Source organism: Microbacterium sp. NPDC090003, assembly GCF_044748385.1.
In the GTDB taxonomy this organism is placed as follows: domain Bacteria; phylum Actinomycetota; class Actinomycetes; order Actinomycetales; family Microbacteriaceae; genus Microbacterium.
In genome coordinates, this window is sequence record NZ_JBIVFW010000001.1 from 2176055 (window position 1) to 2197223 (window position 21169).

Genomic DNA, 21169 nt, shown 5'->3' on the forward strand with positions numbered 1-21169 from the left:
GAACACACGCTACGCGCACAACGTGCGGCAATGCGACTTAGCGCGCCCGGCGGGCCCGACCGACCTAGTCTCTCGGGATGCGCCGCACGCGGTGCTCCGCTCTGATGCACGACGCGACGAAGGAGTCGATGTGAACGTGGAACCTGCAATCCTGCTCTCCGCCGAGGAGGGCTACGCGACGGCGTTCCTGCCGCCGGAGGGTGTGCTCGTGGCCCTCGGGTTCACGATGGTGCTCGTCTTCATGGCGCTCATCATGACCCGCCGCCTCACCCCGATGGTCGCCCTCATCCTGGTGCCCACGGTCTTCGGCCTCTTCGCCGGCGCAGGTCTCGGCCTGGGCGAGATGATCATCGACGCGATCTCCGACATGGCGCCGACCGCTGCGCTGCTGATGTTCGCGATCATGTACTTCGGCATCATGATCGACGTCGGTCTCTTCGATCCGCTCATCCGCTTCATCACACGACTGCTCGGCGACGACCCGGCCAAGATCGTGCTCGGCACGGCCATCCTCGCCGGTGCGGTGTCGCTCGACGGTGACGGCTCGACGACCTTCATCATCACCACGTCGGCGATGCTGCCCATCTACCTGAAGCTGGGCATGAACCCGGTCGTGCTCACCTGCGTCGCCGGACTCATGAACGGCACGATGAACATCGTTCCGTGGGGCGGCCCGACCGTGCGCGCCGCGACCGCGCTCGGCCTGCAGCCAACCGACGTCTTCGTGCCGATGCTCCCGTCGCTCGGCGCCGGACTCATCGTGGCCCTGCTCTTCGCCTGGTTCCTCGGGCTCGGAGAGCGCAAGCGCCTCGGCAGCATCGACCCCGCCCGCTTCGGCGGCTCGGCGGGCACGGGCTCGAAGGTGTTCCGCGGCGGCAATGCGACCCCGGGCGCCCGGGCCACCCTGCGCACCGGCAACATCGTCACCCTCGCCGGAGGCCGCGGAGGCCTGCCGGCGGCGACCGCGCTGCTCGACCGGGAGGACACGGCGATGGCCGACACGATGCTCGACCCGAACCGCGCCACGCTGCGGCCGAAACTCATCTGGGTCAATCTCGCCCTCACCGCGGCGGTCATGGTGCTGCTCGTCGCCGACATCTTCCCCCTCGCCTATGTCTTCATGGTCGGCGCGGCGATCGCTCTGGTCATCAACTTCCCGAAGCTCAAGAGCCAGGCCGATGAGATCGTCGCCCACGCCCCGAGCATCGTGGGGGTGGTCTCGATGGTGCTCGCCGCTGGAGTGCTCGTGGGCGTGCTGAACGGCACCGGCATGGTCGACGCGATGGCGGGTTGGATCACCACCGCGATCCCCACGGCCATGGGTCCGTTCCTCGCCGTGATCACCGGTATCCTGTCGATCCCGCTGACGTTCTTCATGTCGAACGATGCCTTCTACTACGGCATCCTGCCGGTGCTGGCGCAGAGTGCCGAGCACTTCGGCATCGAGCCCGTCGAGATGGCGCGCGCGTCGATCACCGGGCAGCCGGTGCATCTGCAGAGTCCGCTGGTGCCGGCGATCCTGCTGCTCGTCTCGCTCGCGAGCGTGAACCTCGGCGACCACCACAAGAAGGTGCTGTGGCGGGCGTGCGCGGTGTCGCTCGTGATGCTCGCGGTCGGCGTGCTGGTGGGCGCGGTTCCGTTCGCGGCGTGAGGGCGGCGCGAACGGAAACGACCCGAGCGTCCGGAGTCAAGCCCACTGACCCCGCCTCGCGTGATCCGTAGTCTCGGAGCATCGATCGACGTTTCGCGATGAGGAGCACCCACGATGACGCTGGAAGTCGTGTCGCCCACGGAGGCTCTGCTCGACGGCCGGTACCTGTTGAAGGACCGCGTCGGGCAGGGCGGCATGGCGACGGTGTACCGCGCCGAGGACACCCACCTCGGGCGCACCGTCGCGATCAAGATGATCCATCCGGGCGACGAGGCGACGGTCGCGATCGAGCGGGCGCACACCGAGAAGGCGCTCCTCGCCTCGCTGAGTCATCCGTCGCTCGTCACCCTCTTCGATGCCCAGCTCGACCCGGGGCGGCCGCAGTACCTGGTGATGGAGTTCATCGACGGCCCGACGCTCGCGCAGCGGATGGCGGAGGGGCCGATACCGTCGCGCGAACTCGCAGCGCTCACCCGTGATCTGGCGCAGGGCCTCGCCGCCGCGCATGCGGCCGGCATCGTGCATCGCGACGTCAAGCCGTCGAACGTGCTTCTGCGCAGGCGCGCCACGCGCAGCGGCGGCGCCTGGTCGGCGAAGCTGGCCGACTTCGGAATCGCCTGCTTGGTCGACGGATCGCGCCTCACCACTCCCGGCATCGTGCTCGGCACCCTCACCTACATGGCTCCCGAGCAGTTGCGTGACAAGGACCCGGGCACACCCGCCGACATCTTCGCTCTGGGGCTCGTGGCGCTCGAGGCGTTGACCGGCGATCCCGGCTACACGCCGATCGGTTCCGGTCGCGCCGCGGCGATCGCGCGGCTGGCCGGATCGCCGCAGGTGCCGGGCGACGTCGATCCCGCCTGGCGCGATCTGCTGGAGCGGATGACCGCGATGGAACCCGATCGGCGACCGACGGCCGCCGAGGTGGCCAGGGCGGCGGGCGCGCTCCTGAGCGGAGGTCAGCGGGCGACACAGGCGGCGGCGAGCCGTCCGGCCTCAGAGGGCCCTGCTCTGCCCGTGGTGACCGGAGCGGCGACCGTCGATGACGGCGCCGGAGCTGCGGATGCCGAGACGGCCCGCACGGCCGTGCTCCCCGCGGAGCGCCCCGCGCGCGGCAGTCGAACCCGTAAGCGGGTGATCGCGGGAGCGGCGGCGCTCGCCGTCGCCGGCATCACCGTCGGCGGGGCGATGACGCTCGCCCCGGAAGCAGGGGCCTCGGGAAGCGCGCTCTCGGAGGCCGTGTCCCGCGCGGTCGCTTCCCTCGAGGTCGTGCCCGCCGAGGCCGAGCCCGAGGCGGAGGCGCCGGTGAGCGACGAGGTCGTCAGCGAGCCCGTCGCGCCGTCCGAGCCCGTCGTCGAGTCGGTCGACGATGGAGGGAAGGGCGACTCGGGTCAGGGAGAGAAGGGCACCCCCGGCAGCGGGGCGAAGGACAACCCATCCGATCAGAACGGCAACAAGCCCGACCACGCGGGGAAGCCGGGCAAGGGTTCGGGAGACTGACCTCCGCAGGGGTCTTCAGCCGGCCGGTCGATCCGAGGTGAGAAGCGCGCGCGCCCATCCGCGCGCGACGACGAAGGGCTCGCCGAACGTCTCCATGCCGACCGTGACGATCGCCCCCTCGTAGAGGAGCATGAGCGCCTGCGCGATGGCGCGGTGATCGCTGATGCCGGCCTCGGCGCAGAGTTCCTCGAAGAGGTCGAGCAGCCATGCTTTCTGGCGAGACACCTCGGGGAAGACGGGGTGGTCGTCGTTGCCCTCGCCGATCTCGGCGCGGGCGTTGATGGCGCTGCATCCCTTGGGGCTGTTCTCGTCGGACCAGGTGATCGCGGCGTCGAAGATCGCGAGCACGCGATCGATGCCCGGCTCGGGAACCCGGGCGAGGTGCGCGGCGACGTAGTCGCGCCAGCGTGCATCGCGGTGCTGCAGGTAGGCGACGACGAGCGCCTCCTTGGAGCCGAACCGGTCGTAGAGGGTCTTCTTGGTGACGCCGGCGGTCTCGGCGATCGTGTCGACGCCGACCGCATGGATGCCGCGCTCGTAGAAGAGCCGGGAGGCGGCATCGAGCACGCGGCGCGCTCCGGGGGTCAGGGGCGCGAGCTCGGGAACGGTCGAGGTCATGCAAAAACTATACCAACCTGTATAGTCGCAGACATGAGTAAACAGATCGGTATACTTGGTGGTCTGGTGACGGTCGGTGCGGCCGCCGCCTTCATCGTCACCTGGAGCTCGGGCTTCGTCATCCCCGCCTTCGCGGTGATCGACGTCTCCCCGCTCACGCTGCTCGTGTGGAGGTTCGTACCTCTGGCGATCGTGCTGCTGCTCGTCGTCCGCATCTCGGGAGCCGCGAAGGGGATCACCCGCCGCGACGTGGGCACCCAGGCCCTGATCGGACTCTTCGCGCAGTTCGGGTACTGCGTCGCCGTTTACGGAGCCGTAGCGACCGGCATCGCCACGGGCACGGTCGCGCTGATCGATGCGGTGCAACCCCTCATCGTCGCGGTGCTCGTGGGGCCGATCCTCGGACTGCGCGTGCGGGGATCGCAGTGGGCGGGTCTCGCGCTCGGAGCCGTCGGGGTTCTGCTCGTCGTGCAGTCGCAGTTCGGGTCGTCGGCCGCGCCCCCGATCGCGTACCTCCTGCCGGCCACCGCGATGGTGTGCCTGATCGTCGGCACGTTCCTGCAGCGCCGGTCGCAGGTGCAGACGGGCGTGGTCGTCACGCTCGCCATCCACGTCACGGTCACCGCCGCCCTGCTGCTGATCGTCTCGGCGGTGACCGGATCGCTCGTGCCCCCGGCATCCGCGACATTCTGGCTCGCGGTCGTGCTCACGGCGCTCTTCCCGACCCTCGCCGCCTACGGCCTGTACTGGTGGCTGCTGCGTCGCGTGGGAATCACCACCCTGCAGGCACTGCTGTTCCTCATCGCGCCGGCCACTGCGATCGCCGGCGGCATCCTGCTCGGCGAACCCCTCACCATCGTGACGTTCGTCGGTTTCGCACTCTGCGGCCTCGGCGTCGCCGCCGTGCTCCGGGGCGAGGCCAAGACGCGGCGCGAGCAATCGGCGCTCGCGGCCTGAGGAGCGAGGGCCGCGCGGTGATGCTCAGGCGCGCTCGACCGGCACGAGCTCCACGTCGCGCAGTTCCGCACCGTCGACGACCGCGGTCATGAGCGTGCAGACGGGTTGACGGCGACGATCGGTGGGTGACCCCGGGTTGAGCAGACGGATGCCGCGGGGCGTCCGCGAGTCCCACGGGATGTGGCTGTGACCGAACACCAGGACGTCGAGTGCGGCGTCCGGGTAGGCGAGGTCCATGCGCCGCTCGCGGCCCGTGGCGGACCCGGTCTCGTGCACGACGCCCACGGTGAGCCCTTCGATCGCCTCGACGGCGAACTCCGGCATGCGCTCCCGCAGGTCGGGGCCGTCGTTGTTGCCCCACACCCCGATCAGCCGATCCGCGCGCGCGTCGAGAGCCTCGAACGTCGCAAGATCGACCCAGTCGCCGGCGTGAACGACGACATCGGCGCGGTCGACCTCGCGCCACACGGTGTCGGACAGTCGCTTGGCCCGCGCGGGCACGTGCGTGTCGGCGAGCAGCAGCAGCCGTGTGCTCACGGCCTCAGATGTCGTTGGGCGAGAGGTCGCCCTCGCCGTCCTCGCCGATCTCGGCGATCACCGGGTCGCCCTCCTGCGTCTCGGGCTGGAGTCCGCTGGTGGGCAGATCCTGGGCGGGGATCTCGTCGTCGACCGACGGCAGTTCGTCGGGGTCCGCGCCGGTCGCGGTGGTCTCGTCGACGTCCTCGCCCGCATCACGCGCCTCGGTGCGCTCCCATTCGGCCTGCGCCGGGTCGTCGGACGGGTCGGCGAACGACGTCGCCTCGTCGTCACGGAGGGGCTGGACGCTCTCAGGGGTCGAGTCGATGCGGCTGTCGTTGGCGTCGGTCATGGTGTCCTCCAAGGGTCGTCGGTCTGAGCGGTTCCAGCCTGTCGGGGCGGATGCTGCGGCGCGACGGGCTTGACCGGCGTGGAGGTGCGAGGTACGGGCACGCGCTCGTTGCTCAGCCGCGCTATCCGCCCGTCGCCCGGGTCCGGCGCACGACGGGCCCGTCACGCTCTTGCGTGACGGGCCCGAATGCGACGCCGGCTCAGGGAGTCGGCATACCGCCGTTGACGTTGAGCGTCTCACCGATGACGTAGCTCGACTCGGCCGACGCGAGGTACACGTAGGCGGGGGCGAGCTCGGCCGGCTGGCCCATGCGTCCGAGCGGGGTCTCTTCGCCGAACTGCTCGATCTTCTCCTGCGGCTGGCCGTCGCTCGGCTGCAGCGGGGTCCAGATCGGTCCCGGCGCGACGGCGTTCACGCGGATGCCCTTCGGTGCGAGCTGCTGCGCGAGGCCCTTCGTGAACGCGTTGATGGTCGCCTTGGTCGAGGCGTAGTCGACGAGGATGCCGGCCGGCGAGTACGCCTGGATCGACGTGGTGTTGATGATCGCGGATCCCGCCGGAAGGTGGGGGAGCGCGGCCTTGGTGATCCAGAACATCGCGTACACGTTGGTCTTGAACGTGTCGTCGAACTGCTCGTCGGTGATGTCGGTCAGCGACTCCTGGTAGATCTGCTTGCCGCCGTTGTTCACCAGGATGTCGAGGCCGCCGAGGGCTCCGACCGTCTCGGCGACGAGCGTGCGGCAGTATTCGGGATCGCGCAGGTCACCGGGAAAGGTCGCGACCTTCACGCCCGCGTCGCGCACGATGCCGGCGATGCGCTCGGCATCCTCCTGCTCCTCGGGCAGATAGGAGAGCGCGACGTCGGCGCCCTCGCGAGCGAAGGCGATCGCCGTGGCGGCTCCGATGCCGGAGTCGCCACCGGTGATGAGGGCCTTGCGGCCGGTCAGGCGGCCGGAGCCGCGGTAGCTCTCCTCGCCGAGGTCGGCCTTCGGAGCGAGGTCGGCGTCGAGGCCCGGCTCGGGCATGTGCTGCTTCTGCGGCTCGATGTCGGCGTACAGCTCAGCGGGGTTGGTGAAGGTGTACTGGTCACGGGACATGGGGTGTTTCCCTTCTTTGTTTCCTGTCGGTCTTTCAGGTGCGGTCGCGCAACAGCTCGTCGGGGACGACGTCGCGGATGGTCATGGCGGCGGTGAGGAACGCGAGATGGCTGAGTGCCTGCGGGGTGTTGCCCCAGGCCGAGCCGTCGTCGGCGTCGATCATCTCGGCGTAGATGCCGACGTCGTTCGCGTGGGTGATCAGCTGCTCCATGAGGTCGAGGGCCTCGTCGTGCCGGCCGACGCATGCCAGCGCCTCGGCACGCCAGAACGCGCACGCCACGAACGTCTTCTCCTCGGCATCCACCCGGCTGTAGCGATACAGGAGAGGCCCCGCACCCAGTTCGGCGGTGAGGGCATCGATCGTCGACGACATGCGCTCGCCGCGATCGAACCCCGAGGGGGCGTGCAGCAGCACCGAGGCGTCGAGCTCGTCGGAGCCGGCGTAGAACACGTACGCACCGCGCTCGGCGGACCAGCCGTTCTCGTCGATCCAGGAGCGGATGCGTTCGCGCTCGGCCCGCCAGCGGTCGGCGCTCCCCGGGATCGCTCCGGCATCGGCCAGCGCGACGGCGTCGTCGAGGGCCTTCCAGCAGCCCATCTTCGACGAGACGTAGTGCCGTTCCTCGGGAAGCTCCCACATGCCCGAGTCCGGGTTCCGCCAGACGTCGCACGTGCGGTCGGCGATTCCGGCGAGGATGCGCGCCGTACCGATGTCGAGGACGTTCCCGGCATCGGCGTAGGTGCGGCAGATCGCGAGCAGGTCACCGTAGACGCCGAGCTGCAGCTGGTCGCCCGCCGGATTGCCGGTCACGACCGGCCCGATCCCGCGCCAGCCCTCGACGTCGTACTCGTGCGGCTCGGGCACCAGGTCGCCGTTGAGCGTGTACATGACGTGGAGCTCGGGGCCGTGGTCGCGGATCGTCCCGAGCATCCACGACAGGGCGGCCTGGGTCTCTTCGCGCAGCCCGAAGCGCACCAGGGCGTGGGCCGTGTAGGCGAGGTCGCGCACCCAGGCGTGGCGGTAGTCCCAGTTCTTACCGCCGGCCGCGCTTTCGGGAAGGGAACTCGTCGCGGCGGCGGCGATGGCTCCGGACGGGCTGTAGATCAGCAGTTTCAGGGCGAGGGCACTCCGCTGCACGTGCTCGCTCCAGGGGCCGTCGTACGAGAACACGCGCGACCAGTGCTCCCAGTTCTCGATCGTGCGATCGATGCCGTCGTCGACGTTGTGCGGGTCGGGGATGTGCAGCGGTTCGTCGTGCGTCGCCGCGAGGGAGATCAGGTGGCGGGAGCCCGGCGCCGTCGTGAAGCCGCCGTCGAGCAGCGGGCCGTCGGACCCGTCGGGATCGGGATGCCGCGGCCCATGATCGAAGCCCACGATGGCGAACGCCGTGGCGCCGCTGCGAACCACGGCGCCGTGCTCGGTGTTCTCGATCCAGGGCGCCGCCGTGCGCAGCGAGGTACCGGGTCGCACGCACCAGTGCATCTCCACGGACCCCTCGATGCCTTCGACCCGCCGGGCGAGCTCGGCCCAGGGCAGCCGCCCGGCCACGCCCGACACCAGGGCGTCGGTGACACGTACGCGCCCGGCATCCGTCACGAAGGTCGTCTCGAGCACGTTGGTCTCGGGGATGTACCGGCGCTCGGTGCGGAAGTCGGCGACCGGACGCAGGTCGAAGCATCCGCCCGAGTCCTCATCGAGAAGGCGCGCGAACACCGGAAGGTCGGTGAGATCGGGGAGAGGGAGCCAGTCGACCCCGCCGTCCGTGCCGATCAGAGCGACGGTGCGACCATCACCGATCGGCGCGTAGGTCTCCAGGGGGCGACCGGTGGGGGTGGGGAGCATGGGTGACGTCAGCCGCGATCGGTGCGCGTTCCGGCGTCGAGGTCGAGGTCGAGGTTCCAGCCTTCGAACGGCGTCTCCTCCTCTTCCTCGGCGTGGGACGTCAGCGGGTAGGACGGGTGCTCACGCAGCTTCTGCGCGTGTTCCGAGAAGTCCGGTTCGTCTCCCGCAGAGGCCTGGGGCGCGACGAGAACGTCGTTGCCGAGACCCACGACGAGCTCGGCAGAGTCGAGGGTCCCGTCGATCACGATCGGGATCCGCACCGCCTGCGACCCGCCCTCGTTCGCGATCGCCGCTGCGAGAACCACGAGGGCATCGGCGACGTCATCGGTGGTGACGAGCTGCTGGGCGGCATACGAGACGATCTTCATGATCGAATCCTGTCAGCCCGCGCGCAGGAGCGAACCGGGGTTGCGCGGCTGCCGGTCGAGCGTCTAGGGGGCCGAGATCGGCACCCCCCTGTCGTGACCATCCCGGGCGGGGTACGGTCGCCCCATGGGACGCCTCATCTACTCCATGATCACGTCGCTCGACGGGTACGCGAGCGGCCCCGACGGCGGGTTCGACTGGGCGCTCGACCCGGGGGTGCATACCTTCATCACCGAGCAGTTCGACGACGTGGGCACCTATCTCTACGGCCGGCGCATGTACGAGACGATGTCGTACTGGGAGACCGCGCACCTCGAACCGGACCAGCCTCAGGAGGGCATCGATTACGCGCTGAGCTGGCAGAAGGCCGACAAGATCGTCTTCTCACGCACGCTGACCGAGGTGTCGAGCGCCCGCACCCGCATCGAGCGCTCGTTCGACCCGGAGGCGGTCGCGCGGTGGAAGGACGAGCTGCCGCACGACCTCACGATCGACGGGCCCACGATCGCGGCCGAGGCGATCCGCGCGGGGCTGGTCGACGAGTTCCAGATGTTCATCGGGCCGGGCATCGTGGGCGGCGGGCTGCGGTTCTTCCCCGACGGGGTGCACCTCGACCTCGACCTGATCGACGAGCACCGCTTCGACGGCGGGCTGATGTATCTGAGGTATCAGGTCGCCCGCCCGTGACGGGAGATCGCGATCAGGGGCGCACGCGCACCGTGCGGGCCTCGAACGACACCAGGTCGCCGTCGTGCAACTGGCGCCCGCGTCGGCGGTCGACCTCTCCGTTGACCTTCACGAAGCCGTCGATGATCGCCTCTTTCGCGTCGCCGCCCGAGTCGATGAGTCCCGAGAACTTCAGGAACTGACCGAGGCGGATCATCTCTCCACCGATGGAGACGTCGTCGATCGGGCCGGAGTTCGTCATACCTGAATGGTAGTCCGGCCCGATCGGGCGCGACGGATCAGTCGTCGAGATCGGTGCCGACGACCGCGAAGGCGCTGTCGAGGTCGATGTCGATCGAACGGTTGTCGCTCGTGAGCACCGACACGTCGTACGGGCTGACGCTGTCGTCGTCTACATCGAGATCGGTGATGAGGCCCTCGGCCTCGTCGAGCGCCGCGGCGACGAGCGAGCGGATGGTCGCCTCGTCGAGGGTCAGCGACGGGCCGGTGTCGTCGCCGTCGGCGGCATCCGTCGACACGATGCTCGTCGCGAGGTCGGCGGTCACGCGCACCTCGGACTCGTCGCCGGATGCCGTCTCGAGCGTGACCTCCCAGGTACCGTCGCGCTTCGCGTCGATGGAGGTGACGTCGCCGTCGGCGGCTCCGCGGGCGGCATCCGCGATGTCGACGATCTCGTCGGCGGAGTCCGATCCGATGCCGGTCACGGGGCCGCCCTGCTGCGGGGCGCCGTCGTCGGTGCGGTCGTCTCCGCGGTCGTCCTGCCCGCGTTCGTCTCCGCGGTCGTCGTCGTGGCGCGGGCCGTCGGACATCGAGGGACGGTCGTCGTCGTCGCCGAACTCATCGCCGATCGCTGCGCCGATCGCCACGCCACCGCCGGCGAGCACCACGGCTGCGGCGATGCCTCCGCCGATGAGGAGGGCGCGCTTGCGGCCGGGCTTCGGGGCCGGAGCGACAGGAGCCGCGGATGCGTCGGCCGCGGGTGCGGTCGGTGCGGGCGCCGCGGCATCCGTCGTCGGCGTGACGGGAACCGTCGGAGCGTCGGGCGTGGACTCGGGCGTGTGGTCGGGGTTCGGGGTCTTGTCGTTCATGGCTTCATGCTCCCGCGACACCGCTGAAGCCACCCTGAAGCGTCCTGAAGCGGTCTTCAGGAAGGGCCCCGTGCGGGGTGGGGCCCTTCGACAGGCTCAGGGAGCCAATGGTCGAGGCCCGCACGCCCAACTGGGTCGCTGAGCCTGTCGAAGCGTCCCGGCCCGAGAAACCCCTCAGCGCGCGAGAGGCAGCGTCACGACGAACCGGGCGCCGCCCCAGCGGGAGTCGTCCACGACGACCGTTCCGCCCGAGGCCGTGGCGATGCCCCGCGCGATCGCGAGACCGAGTCCGCTGCCGCCGGCGTCGCGGCTGCGGGCCTCGTCGAGGCGCACGAAGCGTTCGAACACCCGCTCCCGCTCCTCGACCGGCACACCCGCGCCGTCGTCCTCGACGGTGACGAACACGTGGCGGTCGGCGGGTGCGACCCCGACCGCCACACGTCCCCGAGCGTGCCGGGCGGCATTGTCGGCGAGGTTGCGCAGCAGCTGGCCGAGCAGGCGCGGATCGCCGTCGACGCGGGCGGCGCGGATGCCGGAGCCGTCGACCTCCACGCCCGACGAGCGCAGTCGTCGCACCTCGCCGAGTGCGATGTCGTCGAGGTCGACCGGCTCGTGCACGCCCCCGGCACCCTCGTCGAGGCGTGCGAGCAGCAGCAGCGACTCCACGATTCCCTGCAGTCGCAGTCCTTCGTCCGACACGACCTCGGCCAGTTCGCCGATGCTCGTGGTCGACGGGTGGGCCTGGGCGAGTTCGGCGTGCTGGCGGATCACGGCGAGAGGAGAGCGCAGTTCGTGCGACGCATCCGACACGAATCGTCGCTGGGCGGTCGCTGACGCGTCGAGGCGATCGAGCATCCCGTTCATGGTCGATGCGAGCGCCGCGATCTCGTCGGCGGAGTCGGGCACCGCCACCCGGTGGTGCAGGCGTTCGGCGGTGATGCCGTCGACCTCCTCGCGGATGCGGCTGACCGGCCGCAGGGCGCGCCCGGTCACGAGCCAGGTGGTCACGGCGACGAGAAGCAGCAGCAACGGAACGGCGACCGTGAGCAGCACCGCCACGGTCGACAGGGTCTCGGCGTCGTTCTCGACCGACACGGCGAGTACGAGTGTCCGGTCGTCGTCGAGGTCGTCCGAGAGCACGAGCATCGGTTCGTCGTCGACGGTCATCGTGACGGCGTCGTCGGTGACGGGAAGGGCGGTCGAGCCGAGGGCATCCCGCGCCTCCTCGCTGGCGGCGCGCACCGACCCGTCATCGGCGACGATCTGCACGATCTCGTCGTCGAGCGATCCGAGGCCGTCGGCGCCCTCGGGTCCGCGTCCGCCCGGCTGATCGAGCCGTTCGGCGAGTTCGTCGAGGCGCTGTCCGGCCGAGCGCTCGGTGGCCGAATGGATGCTCTCGCTCAGGATGCCGTAGAACGACACTGCTCCGATCGCCAGAGCCGCCGCCACGACGATCGTCGCGCCGAGCGTGGTGCGCCCGCGCACCGACCGCCAGCCGCGCCTAGCCACCGTCGGCCGCCAGTCGGTAGCCGGCGCCACGGATCGTCTCGATCGCCTCGCGGCCGAAGGGTTTGTCGACCTTGCGACGCAGGTGGCCGACGTAGACCTCGACGATGTTCGGGTCGCCGTCGAAGTCGTCGTCCCAGACTCCGTCGATGAGGGCGCGCTTCGAGATCACCTGGCCGCGGTGGCGCAGGAGGTACTCGAGCACCGAGAACTCACGGGCGGTGAGGGTGATCGGCGTCTCGCCGCGCCGGACGTCGTGGGCCGCGGGGTCGAGGCGCAGGTCTCCGGCTTCGAGCACGGCCGGGCGCGCGACGGCGCCGCGACGCACGAGGGCGCGGATGCGGGCGACGAGGATCGCGAACGAGAACGGCTTGGTGACGTAGTCGTCGGCACCGGTCTCGAGGGCTTCGACCTGATCCCATTCGCCGTCCTTGGCGGTGAGCATGAGCACCGGCGTCCAGTTCTCCTCGGCACGCAGCGCCTCGCACACCTTCCACCCGCTCATGCCCGGCATCATCAGGTCGAGCACGATGGCGTCGTAGCGGGTCTCGCGCGCCCGCCAGAGCCCGTCGACCCCGTTGTGAGCGACGTCGACCGCGAACCCTTCGGCTTCGAGCCCGCGGCGCACGGCGTCGGCGAGACGCACCTCGTCGTCGACCACCAGAATGCGCATGCCTCCAGTGTGCTGCCTTTCTGCTGAAGCACGGCTGAAGCCGTGTTGCGGGCCGCCGCGCCTGCACGACTTCGGAGTTGTGGGACGCCTCGCCTGCACAACTTCGGAGTTCGGGGCCGACATGCCGGGTGGCGCGCCCCGGCATCCGGCGTGTCGTGCCGGATCTCCGAAATTGTGCGGGGGGCGGGGCGGGGTGGTGAGAGGGGGGGCAGGGCGCGGACATTCGTCTCGCTGTGCTCGCTCAGGAACCGGGAGGGAGCCGGGAGCCTCAGCCCAGGAGCGAGAAGAACTCCCGACGCACCGCGCTGAGATCGGTGCCCTCGCGCGTCGGGTGCACGCGGTTCGTGAGCAGCACCCCGAAGTCGCTCGTGCGAGGCGAGACCGCGAACGCGGTACCCGTGAAGCCGGTGTGGCCGACGGCATCCGCCTCGCCCATCCAGGTCGCGTCGCGCACGCGCAGACCGAGCGCCTGCCCGTATCCGGCATCGGCCGTCGCGGCGGGCGTCGTCATCAGACGGATGCCGTCGGCCGACAGCACGCGTCCGCCGGCACCGATTCCGTCGTCGCGGATCATCCGCGCGAGGGCCGCGACATCATCCGCCGTGCCGAACAGGCCGGCGTGACCGGCGGGCCGACCGAGCGCGTGAGCCAACTCGTCGTGCACCTCGCCGCGCACGAGCCCACGATGCGGTTGCACCTCGGTCGCGACCGCGAGCGACGGCTCGGGCCGCCACGTCAGCGAAGACGCGCCGAGCCGCGCGGCGACCTCGGCGATCACCGCGTCCAGCGGCCGCTGTGTCACGTGCTCGACCAGCGCGCCGACCCCGATGAACCCGACGTCCGAGTAGAGGTGCGCGGTGCCGGGCGCGGCGAGCAGGTCGCTGCCGACGACCCGGGCGCCCAGGTCGTCGCCCCCGAGGCCGCTCCGCCACGCGCCTCCCTCGGCCGGCAGCCCCGAGGTGTGGGTGAGCAGGTGCCGCAGCGTGATCCGCTCGGCGCCGTCACCCGCGCCCACCGTGAGCAGCGGGCGCACCGGCTCGTCCAGATCCACGAGCCCGGCATCGACGAGCCGCAGCGCCGCCACGGTCGTGAACGTCTTCGTCAGCGACGCGAGGTCGAACAGGTGCTCGGGGGTCAACGGCATCCGTTCGTCGCCGGATGCGGACCCGAGCACGAGACGCTCCTGGATCCCGGCGACCGACCGCAGCGATGCCCACGCCGACCCCGGAGCGCCGTTCACCACGCGCGACTCACTTGCTCATGCCCGAGGTGAGGCCGTTGATGATCTGCTTCGTGGCCAGCAGGAACAGTACGACCAGCGGGATCGTGGCGATCGTGAGTCCCGCGAACAGCTGCGGCCAGTCGGTGGAGTACTCGCCGAAGAAGCGGGTGAGTCCGACGGGCAGCGTGTACGAGTCGCGGTCGCGCAGCAGGATCAGCGGGTAGAAGAAGTCGTTCCACACGGGCACGAAGCGGAAGACGATCACGGTCGCGAGCGCCGGACGCACGAGCGGCAGCAGGATCTGAACGAACGTGCGGAACGGACCCGCGCCGTCGATGCGTGCCGCCTCTTCGAGCTCGATCGGCAGGGCCCGGAAGAAGACCGTCAGCACGAAGGTCGTGAACGGGATGCCGAGGGCGCCGTAGACGAGGATCAGGCTGAACACGTTGCTGGTCATCTTGAGCGAGTCGAGCAGGTAGAACAGCGGCAGGATCGCGAGGTGCACCGGCAGCATGAGCCCCGACAGGAACACCGCTTCGATGCCCCGGAAGAACTTCGCCCGCGCCCGCGCGAACGCGTAGGCGGCGAGCACCGACACGACGGTCGTGACGATGACGGATCCGACGGTGACGGTGATCGAGTTGACGAAGTAGGTGTCGAAGGATGCCGTGATCCACGCGCTCTGGAAGCTCGTGAACGTCGGCGGCACGGGCAGCCCGAGCGGCTCGGTCGCGATCTGCTGCTGGGTGCGAAGCGAGTTGTTGACCATGAGCAGCAGCGGCCCGATCGCGACGATCGCGTATCCCCAGAGGAACACGTTCGCGAACAGGCGGCCGATGAACGGGGTGTCGTTCGTGCGGCTCGACCGGCGTCGCGGGGCTGTGGGGCGACGGCCCGAGACGATGGCTTCGGTGGTCGGCTCCGGACGGGTGTCGGTGGCGGTGCTCATCAGAACAGCTTTCGTTCGGCGCGACGCATCGTCGAGGTGATCACGACCGAGATCACCATGATGAAGATGAACAGGACCGTCGCGAGCGCGGAGGAGACGCCGATCGAGTTCGGGTTACCCGACTCGAAGGCGGTGCGGTAGAAGAGCAGCATCATCACGTCGGTCGACCCGGCGGGGGCGCCGTTGGATCCGGCGAGGGCGAACGGGATCGCCATCGCCTCCATGCTGCCGATGAACGTGAGCACGGTGATGATGCCGATCGTGGGCGTGAGCATCGGCAGGGTGATGTAGCGGAAGCGCTTGGCGGCGGTCGCGCCGTCGAGCGAGGCTGCCTCCTCGATCTCCTCGGGGATGCCGCCGAGCGCTGCCCCGTAGAGCAGGATCGGGAAGCCGAGCCACTGCCAGGCGCTCACGAGGACGATCACCCAGATCGCGAGCTGCGGGTCGCCGAGCCAGGGCAGGGCGAGGCTCTCGAGGCCCACGCCGCGCAGGATCGCGTTGACCGGTCCGAAGAGCGGAGACAGCATGAGCGACCACAGGTAGCCGATGACCATCGGGCTCACGAGGTAGGGGAGCGCGAAGATCGTCTGGAAGAAGCGCTTGGTGCGCTTGCGGCGGTGCAGCAGTGTCGCGATGCCGAGACCGAGCGAGTTCTGGAAGACGAGCGCCCCGGCGAACAGCAGCAGGTTGTGCCCGAACGCGTTCCACAGCTCGGAGGCGTAGGGCTCCTTGGTGAGGAGAGTGACGTAGTTCGCGACGCCGGCGAAGCCGCCCTGTTTGGTGCCCTGCCAGTCGAAGAGCGAATAGCTGAGCGCGGCGAGCATCGGGTAGAGGATCAGCACCGCGAACAGGACGGCGGCGGGCAGCACGAACAGCGCCGCCGTGGGGGTGCTCAGCGCGATGCCCGCGCGGGTGCGGCGCTTGGTGGCGCCGGGGCCGGCGGGGTCGCGCCGGAGGGGGAGTGTCAGGGCCATGGTGTGTCTTTCGCTCCGCGAGGGGGCGCCGGATCGACGCCCCCTCGTGTTCGGATCAGGAACCCGGGGTGAACCAGGTGGAGACCCCGGACTGCAGGTCGGCGCCGAGCTGCTCGGGCGTCTTGTCGCCGAGGAACATCGCCTGGATGTCGGGGCCGAGCACCGCGGTGCCGGTCGGGTCGCCGTAGCGGAAGTCGACGAGCAGCAGGTACGGCGCCGGGTTGGCGGTGTACGCCTCGTTCATCTCCTGCATGAGCGGGTCGGAGTACTCGACGCCGGGAAGCGCCGAGAACTGGTCGACCTCGTCGGCGACGAGCTGGCCGAACTCCTTCGTGGTCATCCAGTTGAGCAGCTCGGTCGCGGCCTCCTGGTTGTCGCTCGCGGCGTTGATGCCGAAGCTCCCGTCGGCGTAGCCCGGGGTGACCGCGTGGTCGAGGGCGCTGCCGGGTGCCGGGGGCACCTCGTACACGCCCCACTCGGTGTCGGGCGCGGAGTTCTGGAACGTCGGCAGGTCGAACGAGCCGCCGGGCCACTGCGCGGCCTGGCCCGAGGTGAACTGCAGAACGGCGTCGGCGACGGCGATCGCGTTGACGTTCTTGTCGAGGTACTTCTGCATGTCCTGCACGATCTGCAGCGACGACACGTAGGCGGGGTCGGTGAAGTCGGCCTCGCCGGCGAGCACCTTCTCCTCGAAGTCGGCGCCGCCGTAGTTGGCCGAGCCCACGATGTCGTGGAACATCGGCAGCACCCAGTCCTCGCGAGCGCCGAGCGCCATCGGGGTCACGCCCTCGTCGAGCAGCGTGTCCTGCAGCTCGATGAACTCGTCCCAGTCGGTGGGCTCCTCGAGGCCCATCTCGTCGAACATCGTCTTGTTGTAGAACATCTGCATGGTCTGGTACGCGAAGGGCACGCCGTAGGTGGCCCCGTCGTCCTTGCCCTGAGCGGCGCGCAGCACGGTGGGGTCGAACTGGTCGAGACCGTCGACGATGTCGTCGATCGGTACGATCTGCTCCGACTGGATCGCCGGCTGGATGCCGCCGTAGGCGCGGAGCATCGCGATGTCGGGTCCGTCGCTGCCCTCGAGGCCGGTGGCGAGGATCTGGTTGTACTCCGTGGGCTGGTAGCCCTCGAACTCGATGGTCACGCCGGGGTGCGATTCTTCGTAGGTGTCGAAGACGGCTTCCCACTTGGGCGAGGAGGATGCCTGCCACGACCAGATCTTGAGCGTGACCTCTTCGGCGTCGCCCTCGCCGCTGGACGCGGCCGGAGCGCAGCCCGCGACGGCGAGCCCGGTGACGAGAAGACCCGCGGTGAACGCGAGTCGGGTGGTGCGGTGTCGCATGGGAATCCTCTCGGTTGGTGAGAGCCGTCGGAGGGACCGGGGCGCTCTGCTGTGAATGCCTCTGCCTACTTTGGATAAAAAATTACGGAGCCGCAAGTAGTTTCTGGAAATGACTTCCATCCGTAACACGATTCTGCGAGTCTGTTCGCGTGACCACCAGTGCGATGACCGCCATCCATCAGAGGCTGTCCGTGCTCACGCCCACCGAGCGCAAGATCGCCTCGCACGTCCTCGCCGATCCGCAGAGCGCGGTCGACAACTCCATCACGCAGCTCGCCCTCGCCGTGGGCACCTCGGTCGCCAGCATCGCCCGCTTCACGCAGAGCCTGGGGTTCTCGGGCTACCCGGATCTGCGCCTCGCCCTCGCCACCGAGATCGACCGCACCGCTTCCGATCGCGAGCGCTTCCAGGTGTCGGAGAGCGATGTCAGCCGCCACGACGACGCCCTCACGACCGTGCGCAAGATCGCCTTCGCCGAGGCATCCGCCATCGAACGCACCGCGCGCCAGATCGACATCGACGTGCTCGAGGCATGCGTCGATGTCGTGCGCGGCGCTCGCCGCATCGACATCTACGGGACGGCGTCGAGCGGTCTCGCGGCACAGGACCTCGAGCAGAAGCTGCACCGCGCGGGGCTGGTCGCCCAGGCCCGAACCGATCTGCACCTCGCGCTCACCGGCGCCGCTCTGCTCGACGAGCGCGACGTCGCGATCGCGATCTCGCACTCCGGGCGCACACTCGAGATCGTGCAGTCGGCCGAGGTGGCCGCCCGTGCGGGGGCCACCACGATCGCGATCACCAACAACCCGCGCTCACCGCTCGCGCGGGTCTGCGATCTCGTGCTGTTCACCGCCGTGTCCGAGTCGACGTTCCGATCGGGAGCGATGGCCAGCCGCATCGCGCAACTCGCGGTGCTCGACTTCCTCTTCACGCGCATCGCGCAGGCCGACTACGACACGATCTCCGACAACCTCCAGCGCACCTTCAACGCCGTCACCGACCACAGAATCGACTGATCACATGCCCGCCGTGCACCTCGGTATCGACCGACTGATCCGCCGCGACATCCGCCCCGATCTGCTCGCCCGCCTGACCGGCGGCAGGATCGGGATGCTGACGAACGACCTCGCGCTCACCTCCGGGCTGCGGCGTGGGCGGGAGGAGCTCGCCGCGACGGGCTTCTCGTTCACCCGCCTGTTCGGGCCCGAGCACGGGTTGAGTGGGCGGGCGCGGGAGGGCGAACTCGTCGGAGACCTGCGCGACCCCGTCACCGGCGTCGAGGTGCGCAGCCTCTACGGCGATGCGGTGCGGCCGGCGGCATCCGATCTGGACGATCTCGACGTCGTTCTCGTCGACCTGCCCGACGTGGGCGCCCGCTTCTACACGTACATCTGGACGATGAGCCACCTGCTCGAAGCCTGCGCCGAGGCGGGCGTCGCGGTCGTCGTGCTCGATCGGCCGAACCCGCTGGGCGGGCGACTCGATCGCGCCGAGGGGCCGATGCTCGACGAGGGGGCGCAATCTCTCGTCGGCCGCTGGACGATGCCGATCCGTCACGGGCTCACGATCGGCGAGCTCGCCCGGCACTGGGTGCGCACGCGCGGAATCGACGTCGAGCTCGACGTGATCGAGGTCGGCGGGCTCACGCGCGACGCCGCGATCGGTGGTGGCGAGGCGACCTGGATGCCGCCGTCGCCGAACCTGCCGACTCCGACCACGACGCTGCTCTACCCGGGCACCTGCCTGGCCGAGGGCGTGAACGTCTCGGAAGGACGCAGCACCGCGGTGCCGTTCCGCGTCATCGCCGCGCCGTTCATCGACGGCGAGCGCTATGCATCCGCCGTCAACGCCGCCGACCTGCCGGGCCTCGTCGCGGTGCCGTACGGGTTCACGCCGCTGGTGCGCGACCACGCCGGCGAGGCGTGCGAGGGCATCATCCTGCACGTGACGGATGCCGAGGCACTGCGCCCCGTCTCGGCCGGCGCGCGGATGCTGTCACTGATCGAGGAGCTGCACCCGGGCGCACTCGTCGAGCGATCGCTCGTACCGATGCCGGGGGAGTCGGACTGGAGCCCCCTCGAGAAGCTCTTCGGCGTGCGCGGTGCTTTCGCGCAGATCGTCGCGGGGGAGTGGGACGACCCGGCCCGTTTCGCCGTGCCCGACTGGGCGGAGGCCACGGCCCCCGACCTCCTGTACCCCTGAGGTGCCCCGGGGTCGCTGAGCCTGTCGAAGCGCCCTGCCCCCGTCGCTGACCTGGGTCGCTGAGCCTGTCGAAGCGCCCCGCCCCCGCACAACTTCGGAGATCTGACGAGGCACGCCGCGTCGCGGCATCCGTCCCCCGGCGTGTCGCTCGAGAACTCCGAAGTCGTGCGGGGGCGCAACCGGATCAGCCCAGGGCGATGAGCCGGTCGAGCACCTCCGAGGACAGAGGCCGATCGGCGTAGACCCGACGCTGGACGCCCGAGGTGAGGGCGTAGTCGGCGGGTGCGTCTCCTTCCCAGATCTGCGCGAGACCCACCCGCTCGAGCGTGCGCCACGACGCGCGGTTGTGGGCGAGCACGCGGGCGGTGACCGGCAGATCGGGGCGCGCCGTGTTCGCCGCGGCCAGGCCCGCACGGCCGGCCTCGGTCGCGAGCCCGTGGCCCCACGCGGCCGGAGCGAGCCGATAGCCGAGGTTCCAGGCGGCGGCCTGGTGGGGTCGGATCGCCGCCCCGCCGATCCCGATGACGGTCCCCGCGTCGAGATCGCCGAGGGGTGCGCGCAGCCGCAGCAGCCACCAGCCGAGGCCGAACTCCGTCCACGAGTGAGCGTGGTCCGTCGCCCGCGTACGACTCTGCGAGATGTCGGTCTCGACGGCGGCCGGCAGATGCATCCAGGTCGCCGGGTCGGACTGCAGGGCGAAGATCGCCTCGACGATGGCGGCATCCGTCGAGTCGATGGGAGTGAGGATCAGCCGGTCGGTCTCGGTCTCTTCGGGCACCTGATCACGGTAACGGGTTCGCCTCGCCGCACTCTATGCGTACGCGCGGGTCAGCTGCCGCACGAGCCGCGCCGCGAAGAACGCCGCCACGAAGAGCAACAGCGAGCTCAGGAGGCTCGCGATCATCGCGACGAGATACTCCTCGAGCGATTGCGCGCGGAAGGACATCTGTCCGGAGATGCCGCCGGTCACCGAGCTCGCGATCCAGAGCCCCCACCACGCGACCTGCCAGCCGGGCCGAGTGCGCCCGACGGCACGCCAGAGGTCGGAGACGTTCTGGTACGGGAACCACCAAGCGACGACGGGGATGAACCACGATCCCACATGCCATCCGGGGCTGCGACGGGTGCGGCCGAGCGCCTGCGTCGCGAGGCGGTGCTGCCAGATCACCCACAGGATGCCGGTGCCGACGAGGACCACGAGCGAGAGGAGCGCCACCACGGCGGAGAGGGTGTCGTAGGTGGCGATCGTCGAGGTCGCGCCGTCATTGCCGCCGAGGTAGTCGTCGACACTCGCGATGCCGAACGCCTCGACGGCGACGGTCGCGAGGGCCAGGGCCGCGCTGGTGAACAGGAGCACCTGGACCACGACGGCGAGGCGGAGGGTGCCGGGACCGGCGGGCGGCACCGGCGGCGCTTCGAGCTGGGGCGGCACCCACTGCGCTCCGTCCCACCACCATGACTGGCCGGATCCGTCGGGCGCCGGGTACCACCCGGCGTTCATGGAAGGAATGGTCATCTCGTCGCCCCGCCTTTCGGGGCTCGCGTGTCGAACCCTCCGAGTGAGAGACGAGGAAGCACCCGGTTTATGACGGCGGCAGGCGCTTCCGGTCGCCGATCCCCCCTCCTG

General features: G+C 70.0%; 22 protein-coding genes. 6 read left to right on the forward strand and 16 right to left on the reverse strand.

Going from position 1 to position 21169, the window contains the following annotated elements; translation table 11 throughout:
* The first annotated feature begins 226 nt into the window (after window positions 1-226).
* Window positions 227-1651, forward strand: a complete 1425-nt coding sequence (locus ACIPVN_RS10485) for a CitMHS family transporter (RefSeq protein ID WP_400443355.1) — start codon at window positions 227-229, stop codon at window positions 1649-1651.
* A 114-nt stretch (window positions 1652-1765) separates the two neighbouring features.
* Window positions 1766-3151 (forward strand): protein kinase, encoded by a 1386-nt coding sequence (locus ACIPVN_RS10490; protein ID WP_400442649.1) that lies wholly within the window; start codon window positions 1766-1768, stop codon window positions 3149-3151.
* A 15-nt stretch (window positions 3152-3166) separates the two neighbouring features.
* On the opposite strand, the gene ACIPVN_RS10495 is transcribed toward ACIPVN_RS10490, so the two are convergent.
* Window positions 3167-3769, reverse strand: a complete 603-nt coding sequence (locus ACIPVN_RS10495) for a TetR/AcrR family transcriptional regulator (RefSeq protein ID WP_400442650.1) — start codon at window positions 3767-3769, stop codon at window positions 3167-3169.
* Between the two features lie 33 nt (window positions 3770-3802).
* Here ACIPVN_RS10495 and ACIPVN_RS10500 point away from each other — a divergent pair, with 33 nt between their 5' ends.
* Complete coding sequence (locus tag ACIPVN_RS10500; protein ID WP_400442651.1) at window positions 3803-4726, forward strand: DMT family transporter; 924 nt, start codon at window positions 3803-3805, stop codon at window positions 4724-4726.
* A gap of 24 nt (window positions 4727-4750) precedes the next feature.
* On the opposite strand, the gene ACIPVN_RS10505 is transcribed toward ACIPVN_RS10500, so the two are convergent.
* The 5 genes from ACIPVN_RS10505 to ACIPVN_RS10525 all read right to left on the reverse strand — a co-directional run bounded on the left by ACIPVN_RS10505 (window position 4751) and on the right by ACIPVN_RS10525 (window position 8901).
* Complete coding sequence (locus tag ACIPVN_RS10505; RefSeq protein ID WP_400442652.1) at window positions 4751-5263, reverse strand: metallophosphoesterase family protein; 513 nt, start codon at window positions 5261-5263, stop codon at window positions 4751-4753.
* 4 nt (window positions 5264-5267) lie between these two features.
* Complete coding sequence (locus ACIPVN_RS10510) at window positions 5268-5594, reverse strand: sugar ABC transporter ATPase (RefSeq protein ID WP_400442653.1); 327 nt, start codon at window positions 5592-5594, stop codon at window positions 5268-5270.
* Window positions 5595-5793: 199 nt separating this feature from the next.
* A complete protein-coding gene (locus ACIPVN_RS10515) occupies window positions 5794-6690 on the reverse strand; it encodes an SDR family oxidoreductase (protein ID WP_400442654.1) in 897 nt (298 codons plus the stop codon).
* A 34-nt stretch (window positions 6691-6724) separates the two neighbouring features.
* Complete coding sequence (locus ACIPVN_RS10520; protein WP_400442655.1) at window positions 6725-8533, reverse strand: glycoside hydrolase family 15 protein; 1809 nt, start codon at window positions 8531-8533, stop codon at window positions 6725-6727.
* A gap of 8 nt (window positions 8534-8541) precedes the next feature.
* On the reverse strand, window positions 8542-8901 hold the full coding sequence (locus tag ACIPVN_RS10525) for a hypothetical protein (RefSeq protein ID WP_400442656.1): 360 nt from the start codon (window positions 8899-8901) through the stop codon (window positions 8542-8544).
* 124 nt (window positions 8902-9025) lie between these two features.
* On the opposite strand from ACIPVN_RS10525, the gene ACIPVN_RS10530 reads away from it, so the two are divergent.
* A complete protein-coding gene (locus ACIPVN_RS10530; RefSeq protein WP_400442657.1) occupies window positions 9026-9586 on the forward strand; it encodes a dihydrofolate reductase family protein in 561 nt (186 codons plus the stop codon).
* A 13-nt stretch (window positions 9587-9599) separates the two neighbouring features.
* Here the strand turns inward: ACIPVN_RS10530 and ACIPVN_RS10535 are convergent, their stop codons facing one another.
* The 8 genes from ACIPVN_RS10535 to ACIPVN_RS10570 form a co-directional block, all read right to left on the reverse strand.
* Entirely contained in the window at window positions 9600-9827 is a 228-nt protein-coding gene (locus ACIPVN_RS10535) for an RNA-binding S4 domain-containing protein (RefSeq protein WP_400442658.1), read from the reverse strand.
* 37 nt (window positions 9828-9864) lie between these two features.
* Entirely contained in the window at window positions 9865-10674 is an 810-nt protein-coding gene (locus tag ACIPVN_RS10540; protein WP_400442659.1) for a hypothetical protein, read from the reverse strand.
* 174 nt (window positions 10675-10848) lie between these two features.
* On the reverse strand, window positions 10849-12159 hold the full coding sequence (locus tag ACIPVN_RS10545; protein WP_400442660.1) for an ATP-binding protein: 1311 nt from the start codon (window positions 12157-12159) through the stop codon (window positions 10849-10851).
* Window positions 12160-12175: 16 nt separating this feature from the next.
* Window positions 12176-12853 (reverse strand): response regulator transcription factor, encoded by a 678-nt coding sequence (locus ACIPVN_RS10550; RefSeq protein WP_400442661.1) that lies wholly within the window; start codon window positions 12851-12853, stop codon window positions 12176-12178.
* Window positions 12854-13121: 268 nt separating this feature from the next.
* Window positions 13122-14093, reverse strand: coding sequence for a serine hydrolase domain-containing protein (locus ACIPVN_RS10555; protein WP_400442662.1), 972 nt, complete (start codon window positions 14091-14093; stop codon window positions 13122-13124).
* A 10-nt stretch (window positions 14094-14103) separates the two neighbouring features.
* On the reverse strand, window positions 14104-15024 hold the full coding sequence (locus ACIPVN_RS10560; protein ID WP_400442663.1) for a carbohydrate ABC transporter permease: 921 nt from the start codon (window positions 15022-15024) through the stop codon (window positions 14104-14106).
* On the reverse strand, window positions 15024-15998 hold the full coding sequence (locus ACIPVN_RS10565) for a carbohydrate ABC transporter permease (RefSeq protein WP_400442664.1): 975 nt from the start codon (window positions 15996-15998) through the stop codon (window positions 15024-15026). Before ACIPVN_RS10565 ends, ACIPVN_RS10560 begins: the two co-directional genes overlap by 1 nt.
* A 55-nt stretch (window positions 15999-16053) precedes the next feature.
* Entirely contained in the window at window positions 16054-17340 is a 1287-nt protein-coding gene (locus ACIPVN_RS10570) for an ABC transporter substrate-binding protein (RefSeq protein ID WP_400442665.1), read from the reverse strand.
* A gap of 149 nt (window positions 17341-17489) precedes the next feature.
* Here ACIPVN_RS10570 and ACIPVN_RS10575 point away from each other — a divergent pair, with 149 nt between their 5' ends.
* Both ACIPVN_RS10575 and ACIPVN_RS10580 read left to right on the forward strand, forming a co-directional pair.
* Complete coding sequence (locus ACIPVN_RS10575; protein ID WP_400442666.1) at window positions 17490-18356, forward strand: MurR/RpiR family transcriptional regulator; 867 nt, start codon at window positions 17490-17492, stop codon at window positions 18354-18356.
* A gap of 4 nt (window positions 18357-18360) precedes the next feature.
* Window positions 18361-19542, forward strand: coding sequence for an exo-beta-N-acetylmuramidase NamZ domain-containing protein (locus tag ACIPVN_RS10580; RefSeq protein ID WP_400442667.1), 1182 nt, complete (start codon window positions 18361-18363; stop codon window positions 19540-19542).
* A gap of 184 nt (window positions 19543-19726) precedes the next feature.
* Here the strand turns inward: ACIPVN_RS10580 and ACIPVN_RS10585 are convergent, their stop codons facing one another.
* Both ACIPVN_RS10585 and ACIPVN_RS10590 read right to left on the reverse strand, forming a co-directional pair.
* Window positions 19727-20320: a GNAT family N-acetyltransferase gene (locus ACIPVN_RS10585; RefSeq protein ID WP_400442668.1), complete on the reverse strand. Its 594-nt coding sequence runs from the start codon at window positions 20318-20320 to the stop codon at window positions 19727-19729.
* A gap of 33 nt (window positions 20321-20353) precedes the next feature.
* Entirely contained in the window at window positions 20354-21058 is a 705-nt protein-coding gene (locus ACIPVN_RS10590; RefSeq protein ID WP_400442669.1) for a DUF4328 domain-containing protein, read from the reverse strand.
* Window positions 21059-21169 lie beyond the last annotated feature (111 nt).